Origin of the sequence: Micromonospora sp. NPDC049047, from assembly GCF_040649135.1 — a bacterium.
Taxonomy (GTDB): domain Bacteria; phylum Actinomycetota; class Actinomycetes; order Mycobacteriales; family Micromonosporaceae; genus Micromonospora.
In genome coordinates, this window is record NZ_JBEZEY010000003.1 from 333,394 (window position 1) to 348,821 (window position 15,428).

The 15,428-nt window shown below is 71.2% G+C and carries 12 protein-coding genes; 2 read left to right on the top strand and 10 right to left on the bottom strand.

The window, feature by feature from the left end:
* Window positions 1-450 precede the first annotated feature (450 nt).
* Both AB0B86_RS07200 and AB0B86_RS07205 read right to left on the bottom strand, forming a co-directional pair.
* Window positions 451-1,455, bottom strand: coding sequence for a D-alanine--D-alanine ligase (locus tag AB0B86_RS07200; RefSeq protein WP_357411300.1), 1,005 nt, complete (start codon window positions 1,453-1,455; stop codon window positions 451-453).
* A gap of 7 nt (window positions 1,456-1,462) precedes the next feature.
* Entirely contained in the window at window positions 1,463-2,776 is a 1,314-nt protein-coding gene (locus AB0B86_RS07205; protein WP_357411298.1) for a PLP-dependent aminotransferase family protein, read from the bottom strand.
* Between the two features lie 292 nt (window positions 2,777-3,068).
* Here AB0B86_RS07205 and AB0B86_RS07210 point away from each other — a divergent pair, with 292 nt between their 5' ends.
* Complete coding sequence (locus AB0B86_RS07210; protein ID WP_357411296.1) at window positions 3,069-3,734, top strand: GNAT family N-acetyltransferase; 666 nt, start codon at window positions 3,069-3,071, stop codon at window positions 3,732-3,734.
* 16 nt (window positions 3,735-3,750) lie between these two features.
* Here the strand turns inward: AB0B86_RS07210 and AB0B86_RS07215 are convergent, their stop codons facing one another.
* From AB0B86_RS07215 to murJ, 7 genes are all read right to left on the bottom strand, one after another.
* Window positions 3,751-4,914: an N-acetylmuramoyl-L-alanine amidase gene (locus tag AB0B86_RS07215; protein ID WP_357411293.1), complete on the bottom strand. Its 1,164-nt coding sequence runs from the start codon at window positions 4,912-4,914 to the stop codon at window positions 3,751-3,753.
* A gap of 172 nt (window positions 4,915-5,086) precedes the next feature.
* Entirely contained in the window at window positions 5,087-5,410 is a 324-nt protein-coding gene (gene trxA / locus AB0B86_RS07220; protein ID WP_053651673.1) for a thioredoxin, read from the bottom strand.
* Between the two features lie 30 nt (window positions 5,411-5,440).
* The gene (trxB, locus tag AB0B86_RS07225) at window positions 5,441-6,391 is read right to left on the bottom strand and encodes a thioredoxin-disulfide reductase (protein ID WP_357411291.1); all 951 of its coding nucleotides are present in this window, start codon (window positions 6,389-6,391) and stop codon (window positions 5,441-5,443) included.
* Window positions 6,392-6,572: 181 nt separating this feature from the next.
* Window positions 6,573-7,580 (bottom strand): hypothetical protein, encoded by a 1,008-nt coding sequence (locus AB0B86_RS07230; protein ID WP_357411289.1) that lies wholly within the window; start codon window positions 7,578-7,580, stop codon window positions 6,573-6,575.
* Window positions 7,577-8,296 carry an RNA polymerase sigma factor SigM gene (gene sigM, locus AB0B86_RS07235; protein WP_357411331.1) on the bottom strand — a complete coding sequence of 240 codons (720 nt, stop codon included), beginning with the start codon at window positions 8,294-8,296 and terminating at the stop codon, window positions 7,577-7,579. The genes AB0B86_RS07230 and sigM overlap by 4 nt, the downstream gene beginning before the upstream one ends.
* 43 nt (window positions 8,297-8,339) lie before the next feature.
* Window positions 8,340-9,947 carry a protein kinase family protein gene (locus AB0B86_RS07240; protein ID WP_357411287.1) on the bottom strand — a complete coding sequence of 536 codons (1,608 nt, stop codon included), beginning with the start codon at window positions 9,945-9,947 and terminating at the stop codon, window positions 8,340-8,342.
* A 445-nt stretch (window positions 9,948-10,392) separates the two neighbouring features.
* On the bottom strand, window positions 10,393-12,132 hold the full coding sequence (gene murJ / locus AB0B86_RS07245) for a murein biosynthesis integral membrane protein MurJ (RefSeq protein WP_357411285.1): 1,740 nt from the start codon (window positions 12,130-12,132) through the stop codon (window positions 10,393-10,395).
* Window positions 12,133-12,258: 126 nt separating this feature from the next.
* Between murJ and AB0B86_RS07250 the strand changes: the two genes are divergently transcribed.
* On the top strand, window positions 12,259-13,719 hold the full coding sequence (locus AB0B86_RS07250; protein WP_357411283.1) for a CCA tRNA nucleotidyltransferase: 1,461 nt from the start codon (window positions 12,259-12,261) through the stop codon (window positions 13,717-13,719).
* 145 nt (window positions 13,720-13,864) lie between these two features.
* Here the strand turns inward: AB0B86_RS07250 and AB0B86_RS07255 are convergent, their stop codons facing one another.
* Entirely contained in the window at window positions 13,865-15,397 is a 1,533-nt protein-coding gene (locus AB0B86_RS07255; protein WP_357416559.1) for an SPFH domain-containing protein, read from the bottom strand.
* Window positions 15,398-15,428 lie beyond the last annotated feature (31 nt).

Here is a 15,428-nt window from a genome sequence, read left to right on the forward strand (position 1 = left end):
GAGGGCCAACACCGGAGCGCTGGCCGACACCGGACCGACTGCTGGGCCCGATCGACCGGCATCCGCCACGAACGCGCCAACCGGCGTCTCCACCGCCACACCGTCCGGTGCCCCAACGCCCGGCGCCCCGACCGCCGCCACGCCCACATCAGATACCTCGGCATTCGGCGTTGCGGGCGCCGACGAGTCGACTCGCGGCGGATCCACATCCCTCGCCGCTGCCGCAGCCCTTCGTGCTCGGGTGGGCAGCACCGGTGTCGAGCCCGCACCGGGCGCGGTCAACGAGGCCACCGCAGGGACCACCCCGGACAGCGCCACCCCGGACAGCGGCACTGCGAGTGCTCCCTGACCGTGAACCGGCCATGAGGGTGGCGCGGCGGCCCGGGCTCGTGGCAATCGCGCAAACCTGGTGGCCGGGCGCAGCGCCGCACCGAGGCGGCGGCGAGTGCGTCAGACAGTGGTGACGCGGGCCGCCGCCCGGGCGACAAGGGTGCCGAGGAGTCGGCCGAAGTCCAGCCCTGCCGCCTGCACGGCGAGTGGCAGCAGCGACGTCTCCGTCATGCCCGGCGAGACGTTGACCTCCAGCACGTGTGGCTGGCCGGCGGCGTCCACGATCACGTCGACCCGCGAGAGATCCCGCAGGCCGAGCGCGGTGTGTGCGGCGAGGGCCACGTCAGCGACGGCGGCGGACACCTCGGGGGCCAACCGGGCCGGAGCGTGCCAGGTGGTCCGCCCGGCCGTGTAGCGGGCCGCGTAGTCGTACACCCCGTTGCGCGGCACGATCTCCACCGGTGGCAGCGCCTGCGGCCCGGAGCCCAGGTCGACAACGGAGACCGCCACGTCCATGCCGGGCACGTACCGCTCCACCAGGGCGGTGGAGTCGTACGCGAAGCAGCCCACCATCGCCGCGGGCAGCGCTGCGGCGTCCCGGACCACCGCCCCACCGAGCCCAGACCCACCCTGTGCGGGTTTCACCATCAGCGGCAGACCCAGTCGGTCGACGATCCGATCGAGTACGGCGACCGCGCCGAGCTCGGAGAAGCGATCGTGCGGGAGGGCCACCCAGTCCGGGGTCGGGATGTCGTTTTCGCGGAGCACCGCCTTGGCCGACGGCTTGTCCCAGGCGACCCGGGAAGCTCGGGCGTCACAGCCGACGTACGGGATGTCGCACAGGTCAAGCACACCGCGCAGCGAACCGTCTTCGCCGGTGGCGCCGTGCAGCGCGATGACGACGGCGTCGGGTGGGTCGGCGGCAAGCGCCGGGAGCAGTGCCACATCGGCGTCCCGAAGTTCGGCTTCGACGCCGACGGCACGCAGTGCGTCGAGCACCCGCCGACCGGAGCGCAGCGACACGTCCCGTTCGTAGGAGAGCCCACCGGCGAGCACGACGACGTGGAGGTCGGCCGGGACTGCGGAATCGGTCACGAGGAGACGCTCGATGGCGGTCGTACCCATGCCGGCATCATGCCAAGTCAGGACCGGGCACGTCGGAGCCGGCCTGGCCGCGGCGGCCGGTGGCGCCGCCCACGGCACCGAAGACCCGGCGCATCGCGATTTCCTGCTCCATCACGCCGGACAGCCGGCGGACGCCCTCGCGGATCCGCTCCGGCGGCGGGAAGCTGAAGTTGAGGCGCATCGCCTCGGTGCCGGTGCCGTCGGCGTAGAAGCCGGTGCCGGGTACGTAGGCGACCCGGGCGGCGACCGCGCGGGGCATCATCGCCTTCGAGTCGAGCCCGTCGGGCAGGGTGGCCCACACGAAGAGGCCACCGGCCGGCTTGGTCCAGCTGGTGCCCTCGGGCATCAGGTCGGTCATCGCGTCGAGCAGGGCGTCCCGGCGTTCCCGGTAGACCTCGCGGTAGACCTTGAGCTGCTGCCGCCAGGGCATCGTGCCGAGGTAGGTGGAGACGGCGGCCTGGGCGTAGCCGCTGGGGCAGAGGATCTGCGCCTCACTGGCGATCACCAGCTTGTCGCGGACCGCGTGCGGGGCCAGGATCCAACCGACCCGCAGGCCGGGCGCGAAGGTCTTGGAGAAGGTGCTGAGGTAGAAGACCCCGTCCCGGCGGCGGGCCCGTAGCGGCGCCGGCGCTTCCCCCTCGAACCCCAGCTGACCGTACGGGTCGTCCTCGACGACGAGCAGACCGGCGCGCTCGCAGATGTCGAGCACCCGTTCCCGGCGCTCCTCGCTGAGCGTCACGCCGGTCGGGTTCTGGTAGGTGGGGATCGTGTAGAGGAACTTCACCCGGCGCCCGGCGCGGGACAGGTCGGCGATGGCCGCCTCCAGCGCTTCCGGGACGAGCCCGTCCGCGTCCATGGGTACGTGCACGACCTGGGCCTGGGCGGCCTGGAACACTCCGAGCGCACCGACGTACGTCGGCCCCTCGGCCAGCACCACGTCCCCCGGGTCGAGGAAGAGTCGGGCCACCAGGTCGAGTGCCTGCTGCCCGCCGACGGTGACCACGACGTCCTCGGGAGAGGCGCCACACGCGGCGTCGATCCCGGAGAGCGACATCACCTCGCAGATCCGTTCGCGCAGCTCGAGGGTGCCCTGACCGATGCCGTACTGCAGGGTGGTCACGCCGTGCTCGGAGCCGAGCCGGCCGAGCATCTCGCCTACCGCGTCGAGCGGCAGGGCGGCAATGTACGGTGCGCCACCGGCGAGCGAGACGACCTCTGGACGGCTGGCCACCGCGAACAGTGCTCGGATCTCGGAGGCGGTCATCCCACGTACCCGCCGGGCATACCGGTCGGTGTAGTCGTCGAGTGTCGTGCCGGTCATGACCTCACCTCGATCGCTGCTCGGGTGGCTACCGCCCGGGTACCCCATCCACCGATGACCATGGCGACGAGACACCGATTGTCGATCCTAGTCCGCCCGCACCGCACCAGGGCCCTACCGATTCGGATCGACCACATGCCGGACCAGCCTGGGTGTCCCCCGGTGGGCTGGGCATTTGCGCGTCCCCTCCCGGATCGCCGATCGGCGGCGTACGATCGCTCGTCGGAGCAGGAAGGCGGCGCTGTCGTTGCGCGCCGGTCCTACCACCGAGCCTATTGTGGGGATGCGCCATATGTCGCGACGTCTGGTCAGCCTGACCCTCGACACGCTTGAAGACCTTCCTCGCCCGTGCCGACAGTGCGTCTACTGGGAGCTTGATCCGGTCTCCGCGGACCGGGCCTGCGCCGCCGGTGATCCGGGCCTGGAGAAGGAGGCGTGGGTCTCCCAGACGCTGCTGGAGTGGGGCTCCTGCGGCAAACTCGCGTACGTCGACGGCATGCCGGCCGGGTTCGTCACGTACGCGCCGCCCGCCTACGTGCCCCGCTCGATGGCGTTCCCGACCTCGCCCGTCTCCGCTGACGCGGCACTGCTGATGACCGCCAACGTGGTCGCCGCGTTCGCAGGTGGCGGGCTGGGCCGGATGCTTGTGCAGGGTGTCGCCCGGGACCTGACCAAGCGGGGGATCAAGGCCATTGAGGCGTTCGGCGACGCCAAGTTCGGCGACGCGGACGACCCCGCGGGCGGCTGCGTGGCACCTGTCGACTTCTTCCTCTCCGTGGGGTTCAAGACGGTACGTCCGCATCCGCGCTTCCCCCGGCTGCGCCTTGAGCTGCGAACCGCGCTGAGCTGGAAGTCCGACGTCGAGTACGCGCTGGAGAAGTTGCTCGGCTCGATGAGCCCGGAGACCCTGCTCCGCCCGGTCCGCCCCGCGCCGGCCACCCGCTCCACGAACACCTGATCGCCGAGTCGGCGGATCAGTCGACAACCGTGCCGGCGATCACGACGGCCCGTAGTTCGCTGACGTCCAACGAGCCGGTGGGTACGTCCCGTTCGATCGGGTAGTACATCCGTTGCACCGCCGCCACGATCGCCTCCACCACCCGGTCGCGGAAACGGGGGTCGACCAGTTTGGCGCGGTCGGTGGGTGAGGTGAGGTAGCCGACCTCGATCCGCACGGCCGGCATTCGCGTCAGCCGCAGCAGGTCCCAGGTCTTGGCGTGGGTACGGCAGTCCCGGAGCCCCGTGCGGGCGACGATCTCCCGCTGCACAAGCCCGGCCAGACGTTCACCGGTCGCCGACGTGACGCCGTTGTCGGTGCCGTAGTGGTAGGTGGCGACGCCCTCCGCCTCGGGGTTGGCGTGCCCGTCCAGGTGCAGCGAGATGAACACGTCAGCGCCCAGCGAGTTGGCGAGCAGCGCCCGGTCGGTGTCCGGTAGGCATCTGTCGGGCGACGGGCCGCGGGTGAGCTGCACCCGTACCCCGGTCGCGGCGAGCCGCCCCTCCAGCCGGCTGGCCAGGTCATGCACCAGGTCCGCCTCCGTCCAGCGCAGCGACCCGTCGGGCACCACCATCCCCGGGTCGGTGCCCCCGTGCCCGGGGTCGACGACCACCGTCTTGCCGACCAACGCCGGCCCGGACTGTCGGATGGCGTCGGATTCGCGGAGCCACTGCGGTCGGCCACCGACCACCTTGCGGCCGATCCGGCGCAACGCGTTCATCGTGTGCGGGCCGCAGGAACCGTCGGGGGCCAGGCCGACCTCCCGCTGGAACTGGGCCACCGCCCGGGACGTCCGGATGCCGTAGATGGCGTCCGCCCGGCCCACGTCGTACCCCATCTCCAGCAGCCGCTCCTGCAGTGACCGAACGTCCTCGCCGCTGAGCGGGTCGGGGACCGCGTGGTAGAGGGTGCGGGCGCCGAGCCGCCAGCGGGCGGCGTCCAGGGCGCGCCAGGTTTCCGCCCCGACCCGGCCGTCCACGCTGAGACCCCGGGACTGCTGGAACGCGCGGACCGCCCGCTCGGTGTCCAGGTCGAATTCGTCGGTGGCCGGTCCCGCAGCGGTGAGCAGGTCGAGGCCGGTCAGGATGCTGCGGATCTCCGTGACCGCGGGTCCCCGGTCACCGGCTCGGATCGGACGCACGGCACGACCCCCTCTGCACGACGATGGCTGGCCGGGCGGCCCAGGGTTGAGGCTATGCGGTCCGGGGCGGCGAGGTGGCCGGGCCGGGAAAAACGTCAACCGGCGCGGGCCGGAAAGACACCTAACCCCGCACCCGAGATCGGGTACGGGGTTAGGTGGATGTTTCTGCTGGTCAGAGCGCCGATTCGATGAGTCGGACCAGCTCGCCCTTCGGCTTGGCACCAGCGATCGACTGCACCGGCTGGCCGTTCTTGAAGACGGTGAGCGTCGGCACCGACATGACCCGGTAGGCGCGGGCGGTCTCCGGGTTCTCGTCGATGTTGAGCTTGACGATGCTGACCCGGTCGCCCATCTCGCCGGCGATCTCCTCGAGCAGCGGCGACACCTTGCGGCAGGGGCCGCACCACTCGGCCCAGAAGTCGACCAGAACCGGCTTGTCGGCCTGCAGCACGTCTGCGACGAAGCTCTTGTCGGTGACCGCCTTGGTATTTCCCACTGTGCCCCTCCTCCGGGATGTGTTCTTGATTCAGCTGAGCGTCGCGATGAACCGTTCGGCGTCGAGCGCGGCGGCACAGCCGGTGCCGGCCGCGGTGATCGCCTGACGGTAGGTGTGGTCGACCACGTCGCCGGCGGCGAAGACGCCGGGCACGTTCGTGTGTGTGCCGGGGGCCTGGACCTTCACGTAGCCCTCGTCGTCCAACTCGACCTGACCACGGAAGAGTTCACTGCGGGGGTCGTGACCGATGGCCACGAAGACGCCGGTGACGTCAAGCACCTTGGTGTCGCCGGTGTGCACGTTGCGGACCCGTACGCCGGTGACCTTGCCGTCGTCGCCGAGGATCTCCTCGACGGTGCTGTTCCACTCGACCTTGATCTTCTCGTTGCTCAGCGCCCGGTCGGCCATGATCTTGCTGGCCCGGAACGAGTCGCGCCGGTGGATGATGGTGACCGACTCCGCGAAGCGGGTGAGGAAGGTGGCCTCCTCCATCGCCGAGTCACCACCGCCGACAACCACGATCTGCTGGTTGCGGAAGAAGAAGCCGTCACAGGTGGCGCACGCGGAGACGCCGTGGCCGAGGAACTCCTGCTCGCCGGGCACGCCCAGCGGACGCCAGGCCGAACCGGTGGAGAGGATGATGGACCGGGCCCGGTAGGCGGTCTCGCCGACCCACACGGTGCTAACCGCGCCGGAACCGGCGTCGCCGGTGTCCACCAGCTCGACCCGGGTCACGTCGTCGGTGAGGAACTCGGCACCGAACCGCTCGGCCTGCTTGCGCATGTTGTCCATCAGCTCGGGGCCGAGGATGCCGTCGGCGAAGCCGGGGAAGTTTTCCACCTCGGTGGTGGTCATCAGCGCACCACCGGACTGCACGCCCTCAATGATCAAAGGCTTCAGGTTGGCGCGTGCGGCGTAGACCGCCGCGGTGTAGCCGGCCGGCCCGGAGCCGATGATGATCAGGTTGCGGACCTCGTCCACTGCCGTCTCCCGAGTGTGTGTGTTCAGCGTCGGTGAGCGCACCGGCGCTGATCCGAGTTGCCGACGCCTGGGTGGGTCGACAGCTGACTTCCAGAACGTCATCGTACGAATCGGGGATTCCCGAGACGGGCATCTGGTGGGTCAGGTCACGTGGCCGGTCATCATGCCGATGACCGTGGATTCACCCTACCCGCGCGGAATACCGGCTGTCCGAGCCGGACCCCGGCACTCCGCACTCCGGGCCGCTCACCCAGGCCCAGCGGGACCCGGTGGCGTCGGTGAAACGGATGACAAGCGCCTGCTCGCCCTGGAAACGCGCATAGTCGATCATCTCGACCGTCAGCGGCGCGGATCCGTGCTCCGCCGCTACGTCGGCCAGGCAGGTGCTCAGGGCGGCGTCGGTGGTCAACCGGGCCAACTGGTCCGACCCGTCGGGTGAAGGGCGTCGCTCCCCGGTGCCCAACTCCGGCGGCGAGCCGGCCGCGTCACCCGTCGCCCGGCCGGGAGACGCCAGGGTCTCCCCGTCGACGTCCACCGCGTTGCCGAGGGTCTGCGGGGTGTAGTTCGTACCGCTGCGCAGTGCCGGGCCGGTGGTGCGGGCCGCTGCGGGCGCCGCGGCGCCCGCCGGTGCGTTGGCCGGCCGTTCCATCGCGCTGGTGCCGGCGGTGTCGTCGCCCGCACGCATCGACAGCTGGTTGAGGCCCAGCGCGACCGCGACAACGGCGATCGCGGCGGCCGCCACCGGCGCGCCACGGCGGATCCAGCCGGCACGGCGACCTGGTCCGGTGGAAGACCGACCAGAACCGGCCGGTGCGGGGCCGGCTGGCCGGCGGCGCGCCCCGCCCTGCATCGGTACGACAGGTGATGTCGCGGGGCGGTCGGCGTCGGCGGTCGCGGCGGTGTCCTCGTCGGTCGAGGTGTCTGCCACCATCGGCCCCAGCTCAACGAGCGCGGCGCCGAGACGGTCGGCGATCGCCTGCGGCATCTGCGGCGACGGCTCGGCCCAGCGGGTCAGCTCCGCCCGCACCTCCGCGAGCGCGGGCGCCAGCAGCGCGTGCGCCTCGGCCCAGGCCGGGTCCGTGGCCACCAGCCGGGCGACCTCCTCCTGCTGCGGGGTGCCGTCCAACGCCCCGCCGAGGTAGTCAGCGAGGAGGTCGTCGTCGACCCCCCGGAACCCCTCGGTCGTCACGTGTCCTCCTGATTGGCGTCCCGCCGGTACCGTCCCGACCCCGATCCGACGCCCTCGGCCGGGCCCGGGTTCCCCGGCGTGACGCCCAGCACCTCCCTGGTCGGGCCGGTCGGTTCCGGGCGGGCCGACGGCGGCGGTGGGTTGCCGGTGGGCCGCAGGTGCCCGAGCAGCACGGCCAGCCGGGCCCGTCCCCGGGCACACCGGCTCTTCACCGTCCCCTCGGCGACACCGAGGATCCGGGCGGCCTCGGCGACCGGATAGCCCTGCACGTCCACCAGCACCAGCGCGGCACGTTGCTCCACGGGCAGCGCGGCAAGCGCCGCACGGACCACGAGCGCGGTGTCGTGGTCCGGTGCGGGCGCCACCGGCTCGATCCCGCCGGTGCCCGAGCCGTCCCAGGCCCGGTTGCCGTCCGGCAGCGGCACTGTCGGGTGTGCCTGCCGGCGACGGATCCGATCCAGGCAGGCGTTCACCACGATCCGGTGCAGCCAGGTGGTGACTGCGGAGTCACCGCGGAAGCGCGCGGCCGCCCGGTGTGCGGAGAGCAGCGCGTCCTGGAGTGCGTCAGCGGCCTCTTCACGGTCACCGAGCGTACGCAGGGCGACCGCCCAGAGCCGGTCGCGGTGCCTGTGGAACAGCTCGGCGAAGGCCTGCCGGTCGCCATCGACGTGGGCGCGCAGCAGCTCCAGATCCGAAGCGGCAGCGCGCCCGTCCATCACCACGTCCTGCGGATGCGGTGCCACGGCGGAGATGCCAGGCTCACGACCCCTGGACCGTGATCTCCTCGACGTCGACCTGGAAGCCCCGCTCACTGGCCGGCAACTCGGTGATCCAGAACAGCAGGTACTGGTATTTCGTGTCGACGTCGAAGCCGTCGAACGCCATCGTGGTGCCGTCATGGTCCTCGAAGGGTTGCCCGATGGCGTTCTTCGCGGTCTTGTAGTTGGCGATCAGCTGCTTGTCGCCGGTGGAGGTCGACGGCGGGTCGATGGTGCCGGTGAGGAGCTGGGCGGAGGCGCCCCGGGCCGAGAGGACCGCCTGCACGGACTTGACCGTGTGCGGCGCACCGAGATCCAGCCAGATCCCCATGCCCTGCTTCTTGTTGCCGAACTTGGCGGTCGTGTACGTGTCGGTGCCCCAGCCCTTGTCGGGGTCGCCGTCGGTCACCTTTTCCGCGCCGCCCAGCTCATCGCGCACCTGGCTGTCCGGGTCGATGATCCGGACGGTCTTCACCGGCAGCTTGCGGACCGTGGCGGCGGCCGGGGTGGCATCGCCGGCCGGGGCGCTCGCTGAGGGGGTGGGGCTCTGCCCGGCCTGCGGGTCCTTGTCGCCGAGCGTGCTGATCCCGATCAGCAGACCGACCAGGGCCACCGCCAGCAGGCCGGCGATGCCCACGGCGACCTTGCGGCCGCCGGCCGCGGCCAGCGGCGACGGCTCTTCTCCGGTCTCGGCGGCGAACCGCAGCGGGCCGCTGTTCTCGAGGTAGTGCTCCTCCTCGGCCGGCACGTCCAGTCGGGCCAGCTCGGCGGCGAGCACATCGGAGGACGGCGGCGCGATCTCGGCGTCGAGCAGATCCATTGTCAGGTCGTCCAGGTACGCGGGCACGCCCGCGCGGACCTGACGTGGGGCCGCGATGCCACCCCCGGCATCCCGAACGGCGTCCGGGATAGCGGCCCGGCCGTGACCGGCGGTGGCGCCGTGCAGCGGTGCCTCGGCGTGCGGCCACGAGCCGGTGAGGGCGAAGTAGAGGATGCCGCCGACGGCCCGGATGTCGTTCTCCTGGCTGTCCGCGCCATCGGTGCGCGCATCGGCCAGAACCACGCGGCCCTCGTCACTGATCATGACGGTGCCGGGGTGGACGTTGCCGTGCACCATGCCGGTGGCGTGCACGGCGGCGAGTGCGCTGGCGACGGCGTTGCCGATCGCGGTGGCGCGGGCCGGGTCCAGCGGGCCGTCGGCCGCCAGGTCGCGCAGGGACTGCCCGTCGACCCATTCGCGCACCACGTACGCCCGCTCGGCCTCGTCGATCGCGTCGTAGACGCCGACCAGGTTGGGGTGGATGACCCGACTGGCCGCCACGGCGGCCTGGAGCATCTCGGTGGCGGAGTCGCCACCCGGGTAGCGCAGCACCACCGCGACGGGACGGCGCAGGATGACGTCGACCCCGCGCCAGACCAGCCGACCTGCGCTGTCGTTGTTGATGTGCTCAACCAGCTCGTACCGCTCGGCGAGGACTTCACCGGCCGTGGGAGCACCGAAGGTCATGACCGGAGGAGCGCTTTCGTCCGCCTCCTGACCCTCGCCGACCTGGGTCACCCGTCCTCCCTCGGTGATCGTGTCGATCGATGGACCCGCACTGCTGGGCATGTGGCTTCCCGCTCTGCCGTTGAAGGAACCGGCCGACCAGTGTCGACGCGCAGCGTCGGCCCCTGCCGTACCCGTCGAGAGCGACCTTACCCGGGTTGCCCGTCTCCCCGACATGTCATCTTCCCGCCGTACCCGACGGGCTTCCGGCAGCCCGAGAACTCGTCCGGTTACGACCGTTGTCAGCCACGTTGCTGGCACATGTACTAGCTAATCTACGGCTTCACCGCAAGTGACCGACGCCGGGGCTGGGCTGGTGTGGCGCTCCCGCGACAGTGCCTGTTCCCGCCGAACGGCGTGCCACGCTCAGCCGTACGGTTGGTTATCCACAGGCCAATGCGGTGGTTGACCGGCGAATCGCGGACTTATCCACAGCTGTGTCCCCAGCCTGGTGATCCGTTGTCACGTTCCGTGTGGGTGCGAACTTCTTGTGAACGAGCGCCGACGCTCAGCGACCGAGGCGGCGGCGGACCATGCCGACCACCTCGGTGATCTCGCCGATCCGCAACAGCATGGCCAGGCCCAGGTAGCTCCCGCCGATCACCGCGCCACCGATGACGAGTTGGACGGCCGCCGCGATCCAACTCGGTCGGTCGCCGCCGGGCAGCAGGGCGATCACCAGCCAGCCGATCAGCGCCGCGCCGAGTGCGGCGACCACGACCCGGCCGAGGGTGCGCATGATGGCGCCCAGCCCGATCCGGCCGACCCGGGGCCGCAGCAGCCAGGCCGAGGCAATCGCCGCGGCCAGGTAGGAGACCGCGTTGCCGATCATCATCCCGGCCGCCGCGAACTGCGCGGCGAACGCGGCGAAGAGCACGATCTGTACGCCGACCCGCAGCGCCACCACCGGGATGTTGATCAGTGCCGGGGTGCGGGTGTCCGGCAGCGCGTAGAACGCGAAGGTGAAGAGCTGACTGATCGCGAACGGCACCAGGGCCAGCGCGGCGGCAAGCAGAACCGTGGACGTCGCCGTCGCGTTCTCGGCGGTGAACGCTCCGTACCGGAAGACCACCACCGAGATCGGGGTGGACAGCACGGCGTAGCAGACAGCGATCGGCGCGAGCACCGCTGTCACCATCCGGACACCCCGGGAAAGGTCGGCGGTGACGTCGTGGAACCGCCCGTCCGCCGCCGCGGCGGCCATCCGGGGCATCAGCGCGGTGATGATCGAGACGGCGATGATGCCGTGCGCCATCATCAGTAACAGGAAGACGTTGTTGTAGATGAGGATGCCGGCCTGGTCCGTGCCCGCGGCCCGGGTGAGGAGGTTGACCACCACGAAGAGACCGAGCTGGTTGACCGCCACGTAGCAGAACATCCATGCGCCGAGCTGGGCCAGCTCGCGCAGACCCAGCTCGCGGAAGTCGAACCGCCACCGCCACCGGAAGCCGACCTTGCGCAACGCCGGCAGCAGCCCGGCGGTCTGCACCGCCACGCCGAGCAGGGTGCCGCCACCGACAAGCAGGATCCGGCCGGCGTCCATGTCCGCCGGCTGTAGCCCCTTCGCCCCGTAGACCAGGATGTAGAGACCGAAGACGCCGATCACCACGAGGTTGTTGAGGATGGGCGCCCACATCGGCGCGGCGAAGTGACCCCGCGTGTTCAGCACCGCGGCGATCAACGCGCTGACGCCGGTGAAGAACAGCATCGGCAGGATCAGCCACGACAGGCGGGTGATCAGGCTGGTGTAGGCCTCGTCCTTGCCGCTGGCGTAGATGGCGGTCAGCCAGGACGCCGACGCCACGGCGATCAGGGCCGCGACGGCCAGCGCCAGCACCGCCAGGCTGAGCAGCCGCTGGGCGTACGCCTCGCCCCGGTCCGGGTCACTCTTGCGTCGACGGACCAGCACCGGGATCAGCACGCTTGTGAGCACCCCGCCGAGCAGGAACTCGTACACCTGGTTGGGGAGGAAGATCGCGGTCGTGTAGGCGTTGCCGATCAGGTTGCCGAGGGCGGCACCGATCATCAGGTTCCGGATGAAGCCGGTGCCCCGGCTGACCAGGCTGCCGATCGCCATGACCGCGCTGTTGGCGGCGGCGCTGGTCTCGCCGACGACCTCCGGCGGCGGTGCCGTGGCCTCCACCCCGGGCTGGTTCAGCGGCTCCGCGGAGATGAAGACCGCCCCGTCAGCCGGCGGCACGTTACCGTCCGGCGTGGCGTTGGCGCTGCGGTAGAGCCCGCCGCTCATCTCCAGCCTCCCAGGGGTACGTCGAGCCGGACACCGACCCGCACGTCACAGACCATAGTCAACCCCCGCCCGATACCCGCGCCCGGCGGATCGGATCACACCCCGGCCCGATAAGCTGGCGATCCCATGTCCGAAGCCTCCGCTCCACACGCCGCCGACCGCCGCGAACTCACCGCCGCGCAGCGCAACGCCGTCGCCGAACTGCTCCGGGTCTCCCCGGTCGCCGACGAGTTGGGCCGCCGCTTCGTCCGCGCCGGTCACGAGCTGCACCTGGTGGGCGGTTCGGTGCGGGACGCCCTGCTCGGCCGGCTCGGTGACGACCTCGACTTCTGCACCGACGCGCACCCCGACGAGACGCTGCGGATCCTCAAGGGCTGGGCCGAGTCGATCTGGGAGACCGGTCGCGAGTTCGGCACCATCGGCGCGCAGCGTGACGGCCTCCGGCTGGAGATCACCACCTTCCGTGCCGAGTCGTACGACCAGGTCAGCCGCAACCCGGTGGTGGTGTACGGCACCAGCCTCGACGAGGACCTCAAGCGGCGCGACTTCACGATCAACGCGATGGCGGTCAGCCTGCCGGAGCACCGGTTCACCGACCCGCACGGCGGGCTGGCCGACCTCTCGGCCAAGATGATCCGCACTCCGAGCACCCCGGGTGAGTCGTTCGGCGATGACCCGTTGCGGATGCTGCGGGCCGCCCGGTTCGCCGCCCAGTTGCGCTTCGCCGTGCACCCGGACGTGCACCGGGCGATGAGCGAGATGGCCGCCGACCTGGACCGGATCACCGCCGAGCGGATCCGGGACGAGTTCACCAAGCTGCTCTGCGGCGCGGACCCGATCACCGGGCTGCGGTTGCTCGTCGACACCGGCCTGGCCGAGCGGTTCCTGCCGGAGCTGACCGGGCTGAAGCTGGAGATCGACGAGCACGCGCAACACAAGGACGTCTACGAGCACACCCTGACGGTCGTCGAGAACGCGGTCTCCTACGAGGAGGAGGGCTGCGACTTCGTCCTGCGGATGGCCGCCCTCCTGCACGACGTGGGCAAGCCGGCCACGAAGGCGGTCGGGTCCGACGGCCGGGTCAGCTTCCACCACCACGAGGTGGTCGGCGCCCGGCTGACCAAGGCCCGGATGAAGGCGATGCGGTACCCGAAGGACGTCACCGCGCAGGTGACCGCGCTTGTCGCGCTGCACCTGCGCTTCTACGGGTACGGGCGGGGCGAGTGGACCGACTCGGCGGTGCGTCGCTACGTCGCCGATGCCGGTGACCTGCTGCCTCGGCTGCACAAGCTGACCCGCTCGGACTGCACGACCCGTAACCGGCGCAAGGCCGCCCAGCTCGCGGCGGACTACGACGCGCTGGAGGAGCGGATCGCCCGGATCGCGGCCGAGGAGGACCTGGCCCGCGTCCGCCCCGACCTGGACGGCAACGCGATCATGGAGTTGCTCGGCGTACCGCCGGGGCCGGTCGTCGGGCGGGCCTGGAAGCACCTCAAGGAGCAGCGCCTGGAGCACGGTCCGCTGGACCGCGACGCCGCCGAGGTGGAGCTGCTGCGATGGGCGCGCGCCGAGGGCCTGATCGACTAGCTCCGCAGCCCTGGCCTTGATCGACTCGTTTTCCCGGAAACCGGGGTGTCCCGGTTGCCAGGACACCCCGGTTTTCAGGAACCCGAGTGGATCTGACGGGCGCCACCCCCCCGGAACCGGGAGCGGCGCCCGTCGACGTTCACCGTCAGCGGGTCTCGACGGCCGTCCCGTCCACTGACGCGCCCTTACCGGCCGATGAGCCGTTCCCGCCCGGCGTCGACGCGGAGCCGAGCCGCGCGAGCAGACCGGCCAGGTCGATGCCGGTCAGGTCGCTGCCGAGCTGGAGCCCCTGGGCCACGTTGCCGGCCACCGACTTGGTGAGTGACGACGCGCCGTCGGTCGAGATGACAGTCATCTTGTCGATCGCCCCGATCGGCGCGCTGGCCGCCTCCACCACCTGCGGCAGCACCTTGACCAGCAGGTCCAACACCGCCGCCTCGCCGTACGCGGCGAACGCCTCGGCCTTGCGCGCCATCGCGTCCGCCTCGGCCTCACCCTTGGCCAGGATGGCCGCAGCCTCGGCCTGACCCTCCCGCTCCACCGCCTCGGCGATGGCGGAACGGCGGCGCTGCTCGGCCTCACCCTCCTTGGCGCCCTCGATCGCGTTGGCCTCGGCCAGCGCGGCACGTCGGGCCCGCTCGCCCTCACCGGTGAGTCGCGCCTGCTCGGCGGAGGCCTGCGCGGCGGCGATCACCGACTGTCGCTGCGCGTCCGCGTGCAGCACCGCCGCGTTGCGGGACGCCTCGGCCTCCTGCTCCACCTTGTACCGGGCCGCGTCGGCGGGCTTGCGCACCTCGGTGTCCAGCTGACGCTGCTTGAGCTCGGCGTTGCGCTCGGCGACCTTCTGCTGCTCGGAGAGGATTGCCTGGTCCCGCTCCGCCTGGGCGAGCGGCCCGGCGGCAGCCGACTTCGCCTTCGCCGCGTCGATCTCGGCCTGGATACCGGCCTGCTTGAGGGCCAGGTTCCGGTTCGCCTCGGCGATTGCCTCCTCGGCGAGCAGTCGCTCCTGCTCGGCCTGCTGCCGGGCCCGCGCCTCGGCGATCGCCGCGTCCTTGAGCACCCGGGCGGCCTCCGGCCGACCCAGGTCCTGCAGGTAGGAGCCTTCCGCGAGGATGTCCTGGAGCTGGAACGTGTCGAGCACCAGACCCTGGTTGGTCATCGAGTGCTCGGCCTCCTCGGCGACCGCGCTGGCGAACGCCGCCCGGTCCCGGATGACCTCCTCGACGGTGAGCCGGCCGACGATCGACCGCAGCGCGCCGGCCAGCACCTCCCGGGTGAAGTTGTCGATCTCGTCCTGCTGGTGCAGGAACCGCTGGGCGGCGGCCCGGATCGCGTCCTCGGTGCCGCCGACCTTGACGATCGCCACACCGTGCAGGTCGGCGCGAATGCCCTGCTTACTCACCGCGCCCCGGATGCCGACGTCGATCCGGCGGCTGGACAGGTCGAGCGACTGGAGCTTCTGCACCACCGGCAGCACGAACACCGAGGCGCCCAGCACTACCTTCTGCCCGGAGTTGTCCGTCGACCGGCCACCGTCGGCGGTCTGCGTGGTGCGGCCCTTGCGGCCGGTCACGATGAACGCCTCGTTCGGCCCGGCCACCTTGATCCGGGAGAGCACGAAGAGCACCAGGATGAGCGCGAGGAGAACCGCGCCACCGATGGCGATGAGCAGGGCCATATAGGAAGTCCCGTCTACGAGGAGGAGAAGG

Coding starts and splice junctions, on each gene's coding strand:
- AB0B86_RS07200 (WP_357411300.1), bottom strand. CDS start 1,455: ATGGGTACGACCGCCATCGAGCGTCTCCTCGTGACCGATTCCGCAGTC.
- AB0B86_RS07205 (WP_357411298.1), bottom strand. CDS start 2,776: ATGACCGGCACGACACTCGACGACTACACCGACCGGTATGCCCGGCGG.
- AB0B86_RS07210 (WP_357411296.1), top strand. CDS start 3,069: ATGTCGCGACGTCTGGTCAGCCTGACCCTCGACACGCTTGAAGACCTT.
- sigM (WP_357411331.1), bottom strand. CDS start 8,296: ATGGACGGGCGCGCTGCCGCTTCGGATCTGGAGCTGCTGCGCGCCCAC.
- AB0B86_RS07240 (WP_357411287.1), bottom strand. CDS start 9,947: ATGCCCAGCAGTGCGGGTCCATCGATCGACACGATCACCGAGGGAGGA.
- murJ (WP_357411285.1), bottom strand. CDS start 12,132: ATGAGCGGCGGGCTCTACCGCAGCGCCAACGCCACGCCGGACGGTAAC.
- AB0B86_RS07250 (WP_357411283.1), top strand. CDS start 12,259: ATGTCCGAAGCCTCCGCTCCACACGCCGCCGACCGCCGCGAACTCACC.
- AB0B86_RS07255 (WP_357416559.1), bottom strand. CDS start 15,397: ATGGCCCTGCTCATCGCCATCGGTGGCGCGGTTCTCCTCGCGCTCATC.